We start from the raw sequence: 6,471 nt of genomic DNA on the forward strand, positions 1-6,471 counted from the left end.
CACGGCGTCGGCGCCGTGCTGGGCGTGGCCGCCGTCGTTTGTTGCGCCTGCGCCATCTCCGGCGACATGATTCAAGATTTGAAAGTCGGGCAGTTGCTGGGCGGCACACCCCGGCGCATGCAGATTGCCGAGGTGATATCCGTTGTTATTGTTTCATTCGTGCTCGTTTTTCCGATTATTGCGTTGCACAAAAGCAATCTTGCGGCCGGCGGCATTGGTATCGGCGATCGCGCGTTGCCTGCGCCGCAAGCAGGATTGATGGCGCAGCTTGCCGCCGGCATTGTGGGCGGCGAAATGCCCTGTGGCTTGATTCTGTTCGGGGCATTTTTTGCGCTCGCGCTGATCATGATCAACGCGCCTGCGCCCATGCTGATCGCGGTTGGCATGTATTTGCCGTTCGAAACCACCTCGGCGATTTTCATCGGCGGCGTGCTCAAGTGGGTGGTGGATCGCATCATCGCCAAACGGAATTTGATCCAAGCCGCGAAAGACCGCATCGAAAACACCGGCATATTGCTCGCCTCCGGTTTTATTGCAGGGGAATCGCTTACCGGCGTCTTGCTGGCGGTTTTGGTTTTGATTGTGAACGATTTTGAATCCTTAACCGGCTTGTTCTACCACGCGGCGGAATTCGAATTCGTCGAAACCTGGGCGGGAAATTTGATCGGGCTGCTGGCCTTTGCAGCAATTGCTTATGTGTTGATTGTGATTCCGTTGCGTAAGGCGAAATCGACTTAACGTTACAATGTTAAGTTCGAGATTTACCCCTACTTTTGTCCCTGTCATTCGCAGGAATCTTGTGAAGTACTGGGTTTGCTGCCGATTTGAGTCACTTTTTTATTACTTCACAAGATTCTTGCGGAATGACACAACCTTGATAGAGCCTTAGATCACGCATGAGGCATCATTAGAAATCGCGCAATTTCCCTCTTGTATTTGTCCCGGGCGCTACTAAATTCCGCCTTTGCTCTTCTGCTTCGCTGGAATATCGCCAGGCAAGAATAGATGAAGAAACAACGAAGACAGCGAGCGGCATCCCGGAGCAAACATTCACCAGGATCAAGCAACACGTACCGTAACATTTTCGAGGTTTAGCCGTGACCGAGCAGGATTTTTTTAAACGAATCGCGGACGAAGAAAGCATTCGTGTCGAACAAGTGCAGGCCACCGTTGCGCTGCTGGACGATGAAAACACCGTACCGTTCATCGCCCGCTACCGTAAAGAAGTGACCGGCGGCTTGGATGAAATCAAGATCATCGCGATTCAAGATCGCATGCGTTACTTGCGCCTTCTGGAAGAACGTAAGCAAACCGTGCTCAAGTCTATTGAAGAACAGGGCAAGCTCACCGACGAGCTGCGCGAGAAGATTTCAGGCGCAATGAAATTGCAGGAAGTAGAAGATCTTTATCTGCCCTATAAACCGAAAAAGCGTACACGCGCAACCGTTGCCAAAGAGAAAGGCCTGGAACCGCTGGCGCAGCGCATGTGGGGCCAGCAGGATATCACGGGCGAAATTGAGCAAATAGCCGCAGAATATGTCAGCGAAGAGAAAGGCGTTGCGAGCGCACAGGAAGCGCTGTCCGGCGCGTGCGATATCGTCGCCGAATGGGTGAGTGATGACGCAGAGACGCGCAAACTCGTGCGTGAAATGACCTGGGAACACGGCACGCTGCGTTCGGAAGCGCGCGATCCGGAAAATCTCGATGTGTATGAGATGTACAAAGATTATCGCGATCCGCTCAAGAAAGTCGTGCCGCACCGCACGCTGGCCATCAATCGTGGCGAGCGTGAGGGCTTTCTCAAAGTTGCGGTGGAAGCGCCGGTTCCAGAAATTCTCGCTGATATGGAAAAGCGCTTTCTCACCAACCCCGCTTGTATTTTCACGGATCATAATCGCAGCGCCATTAAAGATTCTTACGATCGTTTGATTTCCCCTGCCATCGAGCGGGAGTTGCGCAATCAACTCTCTGAAGTGGCGGACGAGCATGCCATCACTATTTTTGCGACGAATCTTCGCAACCTGTTGATGCAGCCGCCAACGCAAGGCAACGTCATCATGGGCATCGATCCCGGTTTTCGCACCGGCTGCAAAGTTGCTGTGATCGACAAAACCGGCAAATATCTCGAAGGCGATACGATCTATCCGCACGAGCCGCAGAAACGCTGGGATTATGCCAAGCAGCAATTATTGGCGCATGTGCGCAAGCATAACGTCACGATCATCGCCATCGGCAATGGCACTGCCAGCCGTGAAACCGAACAGCTTGTTGCCGAGCTGATCAAGGAGGCGGCAGGCGGCGAAAATCCTGTGGACTTGCGCTACACCATCGTGAACGAAGCCGGCGCCTCGGTTTATTCCGCCTCTGAGTTGGCGCGCCAGGAGTTTCCCGATCTGGAAGCGGCGCAACGCGGCAACGTTTCGATTGCGCGCCGTTTGCTTGATCCGCTGTCGGAATTGGTGAAGATCGACCCGAAATCCATCGGTGTTGGTTTGTACCAGCACGATGTCAATCAATCGCGTCTGGCAGAATCACTCGATCGTGTGGTGGAATCGTGCGTGAATGCCGTCGGCGTGGATCTCAATACCGCCTCCTCGGCTTTGTTGCGCTATGTTGCCGGCGTCACACGCAGCGTCGCGGAGAACATTGTGGCGTATCGCAATCAACAAGGCGGCTTCACCTCGCGGCAGGAACTGCTCGAGGTTAAAGGCATCGGGCCTAAAGCTTTCACACAATGCGCCGGGTTCATGCGCATTCCGAATGCCGACACGTTTTTCGATTCCACCGCCGTGCATCCCGAATCCTACTCTGCCGCCGAACGCTTTTTGACGATTCTGGAATTGACGCCGGAAATGGTGCGCACGCAGCGCCAACTTTTTAACGCCAAAATAAAAACATTGGGCCGGTCGCTGACGGAGATAGCGGCAGAATGCGGGGTGGGTTTGCCGACGCTGGAGGATATCATTGCGGCAATGGAAAAACCCGATCGCGATCCGCGCGACGAAGCGCCCAAGCCCATTTTTCGCCAGGATGTGTTGAAGATGGAAGATTTGAAGGAAGGCATGATTCTCAAAGGCACGGTGCGCAATGTCGTTGATTTTGGCGCGTTCGTCGACATTGGCGTGAAGCAGGATGGCCTGGTTCATCTTTCCGCGATGTCGCACAAATACATCAAAAGCCCGCTGGAGGTGGTGGCCGTGGGAGATGTTATTGATGTGCGCGTGCTGCGGGTGGATACGGAAAAGGGTCGCATCGGTTTGAGCATGCTGCTCGAGGGCGAACGGCGTCCACCGGAGAAGCCGAAGCCACCAGCGAAAGCAGCGGGCGAACACGATGGCCGTGAACGCCGTCACCAGCGCTCGGCGCACGGCCCGAAAGCGGAAACGAAAGATGGAAAAGCAGATTCGAGAGGACGCAAACCTCAGGGAGGACAGCGTCCGGCGCGAGAGCGCAAGCACGAGGCAAAAGAAACGCAGAATTTTGCCAATTCGCTGCAACAACTGGTGAATAAATACTCCAACAAATCGTGAAATTATGACGAAAACGGCTTGCATCAGCAGGCCGTTTTCGCTTTTACAGAAACAATCTTATAATATCATTGCCACGTATCCTGCTTTCTTATCCTTGGAAAGATGCACAAAAAGTTAAACCATTCTCCGAAAGAGTTATTGCGCTGATGCGCAGGGAAACCGTTGTCAGCATAATACTGACAAGTTCCACCTCCCACGCTCACAATCCCGGGGTTCCTCCATTAATGTGATCTCTGCCTTGCCACAAGCTGTTCGAAGATATGATCGAATTCGTCGATGCGATTTTTCCAGGTGAATTGATTCATCGCTTCCGCCAACTCCCGCCGTACATGATCGAGATTACGGTATTCCTGCAACAAATAACGAAGTTTCGCATCCATCTCCGCCGTGCTTTCATAGAGAAATTGCCGGTGAAACTTTTTCGGCAGAATTTCGGGATAACTCAAGCGATTCGGCAGCAGCGGCAGGACGTGGCAATACATGGCCTCGGTCACGGAGAATCCGAAATTTTCCTGAATAGCGGTGGAAACGACGATATCCGAGCGCGACAAAAAATGGACGTAGTCTTCCAGGCTTTCAACGAAGCCAAAACGCAAGATGCGTTCGCCCAACCGCTCGCGCGCGAGGATGAATTCCTGCGGGTGAACCTGAAAATTTTCGCCCAAAATAATGACGCGAAAATCGTGGCCGGCCTGCGCTAGCCGATATAATGCTTCAAAAAAGACCGCGGGCTGTTTGTCGAATTCCCAGCGATGATTCCATAAAATAATCGGAACCGGGTTCATCGGGATGTTGGTGTGCGGGAACGCCGAGATATTCAAGCCCATGTAAACCACTTGTGATTTGGACAGGATTTGCGCGCGCGCATGCTCCGGCACGAATTCGGGGATGCTGTTGATCAATTGCCGCAAAGCCGCCTCGAATTCACGAAAATGATAGTGGGAATTGAAGAGACAAAGATCGGCAGTCAAGGCGGAGACGAAATTCACCAGGCCAAATTCCACCGCCGGCTTTTCGCCCTCCGGCGTGGGATACGAGAGCTGATTTTCGTGCAGGAATAAAATCGCCGGGCAGGTGTAGCGCGTCAACGCTTTCAACTCGGCGAGGTTGATGTAATCCGTGGCAACGATAAGATCGCAATTGCGCAGCGCTTCGCCGCACGTTTCGGCAATGTACGTCGCCGAGGTGCGCATGCGCCATTTCCAAAAGCGCGCCGGGAAAGTAACGGGCACGATGTGGTGGCGGCTGTATTTCATTAAGCCGTCAAGAAAGGCTTGATGCGAGCCGCCGTAAAACGTTTCGATAAAAATAATGTTCACGAATGTTGCTCTCCTCACAATTGAGTAACTCAAACGATAATGCGATGGCGTCCGGTATAAATAACGGCTTGCTCGCCGCGCACAAAACCGGCAAGCGTCATGCCGGATTCCTCCGCCAATTCCACCGCTAGTGAAGAAGCGGCGCTAATCGCCGCCACGCATGAGATGCCTGCCAACAACGCTTTCTGCGCCATCTCAAAGCTCAAGCGGCCGCTCACGAGCAATCCGAAATCTGAAAGCGGATAGTGACCATCGCGTAAGGCCCGGCCAATGACTTTGTCGACCGCATTGTGGCGCCCGATATCTTCACGCATATTAAGCAAATTTCCTTCCGGGGTAAACAGCGCTGCCGCATGCAAGCCGCCGGTTTGAGAAAAATCAGTTTGAACGCTTGCAAGCTTGTCCGGCAAATGCAGGAGGGCGGACAGGTCGATTGAAAAATCGTCGCGCAGCTTTGGCGCCTGCAAAAAAATGCGCTCCAGCGAGGCGCGGCCGCAAATACCGCAGCTCGACGTCGCATAAATTTGCCGCGGGATTTTTAGAATATCTTTCTCCGAAAGAGCAGCGAGGGTGCATGACACCACGTTGGGAATCGGCAGGCGCAATTCATCGTAAGCCCAAGTGATCGCCAACGAGTTCACCGCCTCTTTCCAATTATCTTTGGTCAAAATGCCCTCGGAGAGCAGAAAGCCTCGTGCGAGATTGAAATCATCGCCCGGCGTTCGCATGACGACTGCCAGCGGTTGATGGTTTAAGCGAATCTCCAGCGGCTCTTCCACCACGAGTCGATCACGCTCTTCTCGCAAATCCTGCCGGCGCGCGCGATGAATAGTAAATATTTTGATCGAATCCGGCATATTCAACTCAAGGTTGCCGAAACCGGCGGCGTACCTTCTTGCGCTGACGCAGGGCTTGCCGGTTTCCGGCGCTCAAGCGGAGGGAAAATCAAATGTAACAGCGCTTGCAAAACGTGTTCTGCTGTAACGGCTGCGCAATCATTATTGTTGCCGCGCAGCGCGACAATCTGTTTGCCTTTGGGTTTCCAGAATTCCGGATCTGTCGGCCCGAAGATGGCGACAAGCTTGGCGCCAACAGCCGCGCCGACGTGCATGACACCGGTGTCGTTGCAAACATAGGCCTCGGTTTGCGCGAGCACGGCGGCGAATTGCCGCAAGGAAACATTTTTGAGTATGATGGGTGTGAACGTTAATGCTTGCAGATACTGCTCCCCCAACGCCGTTTCCTGCGGTCCCCAAGCCGCGAGAATTTTGACGGCATAATCTTGATAGAGAAGATTCGATAAGGTTGCAAATTGTGCAATCGGCCAGCGATTGTTGATTTTGCCGGCGCCCAGGTGCATTGTGACAAGGCGATCCTTGTGCGAAACGCCGTGATGCTGCAAGAACGCAGCGGCAAAGCCGCGATCCTGTTCTGTCAATGTCATATTCTCGCTGTGATCGGAGGTGTCGATGCCGAGATAACGCACGATATCGAGGTTGCGATCGGTTTGATGCCGATTTTCGCTGCACGCAGGCGCGATCAAATTGTAAAAAAAATTGCGCGAACACCCGGGAAAAATGCGCTCCGCGCTGCCGAGACAATAGCGCGCCCGTGAGAGAGAC

Annotated in this window: 5 protein-coding genes; 2 read left to right on the plus strand and 3 right to left on the minus strand. The window is 53.4% G+C overall.

Annotation, left to right across the window (positions count from 1 at the left end; genetic code table 11):
* Positions 1-738, plus strand: a 738-nt coding sequence (locus tag FBQ85_24740; GenBank protein ID MDL1878340.1) for an oligopeptide transporter, OPT family, incomplete at its 5' end; no start/stop codon positions are given.
* A 359-nt stretch (positions 739-1,097) separates the two neighbouring features.
* The gene (locus FBQ85_24745; protein MDL1878341.1) at positions 1,098-3,530 is read left to right on the plus strand and encodes an RNA-binding transcriptional accessory protein; all 2,433 of its coding nucleotides are present in this window, start codon (positions 1,098-1,100) and stop codon (positions 3,528-3,530) included.
* A 221-nt stretch (positions 3,531-3,751) separates the two neighbouring features.
* Here FBQ85_24745 and FBQ85_24750 read toward each other — a convergent pair whose 3' ends face one another.
* From FBQ85_24750 to FBQ85_24760, 3 genes are all read right to left on the minus strand, one after another.
* Entirely contained in the window at positions 3,752-4,849 is a 1,098-nt protein-coding gene (locus FBQ85_24750) for a DUF3524 domain-containing protein (GenBank protein MDL1878342.1), read from the minus strand.
* Positions 4,850-4,878: 29 nt separating this feature from the next.
* Entirely contained in the window at positions 4,879-5,706 is an 828-nt protein-coding gene (gene fdhD, locus FBQ85_24755; GenBank protein MDL1878343.1) for a formate dehydrogenase accessory sulfurtransferase FdhD, read from the minus strand.
* A gap of 2 nt (positions 5,707-5,708) precedes the next feature.
* A partial coding sequence (locus FBQ85_24760; GenBank protein MDL1878344.1) for a glycosyltransferase family 9 protein occupies positions 5,709-6,471 on the minus strand: 763 nt, incomplete at its 5' end.

It is taken from the genome of Cytophagia bacterium CHB2 (genome assembly GCA_030263535.1).
GTDB lineage: Bacteria > Zhuqueibacterota > Zhuqueibacteria > Zhuqueibacterales > Zhuqueibacteraceae > Coneutiohabitans.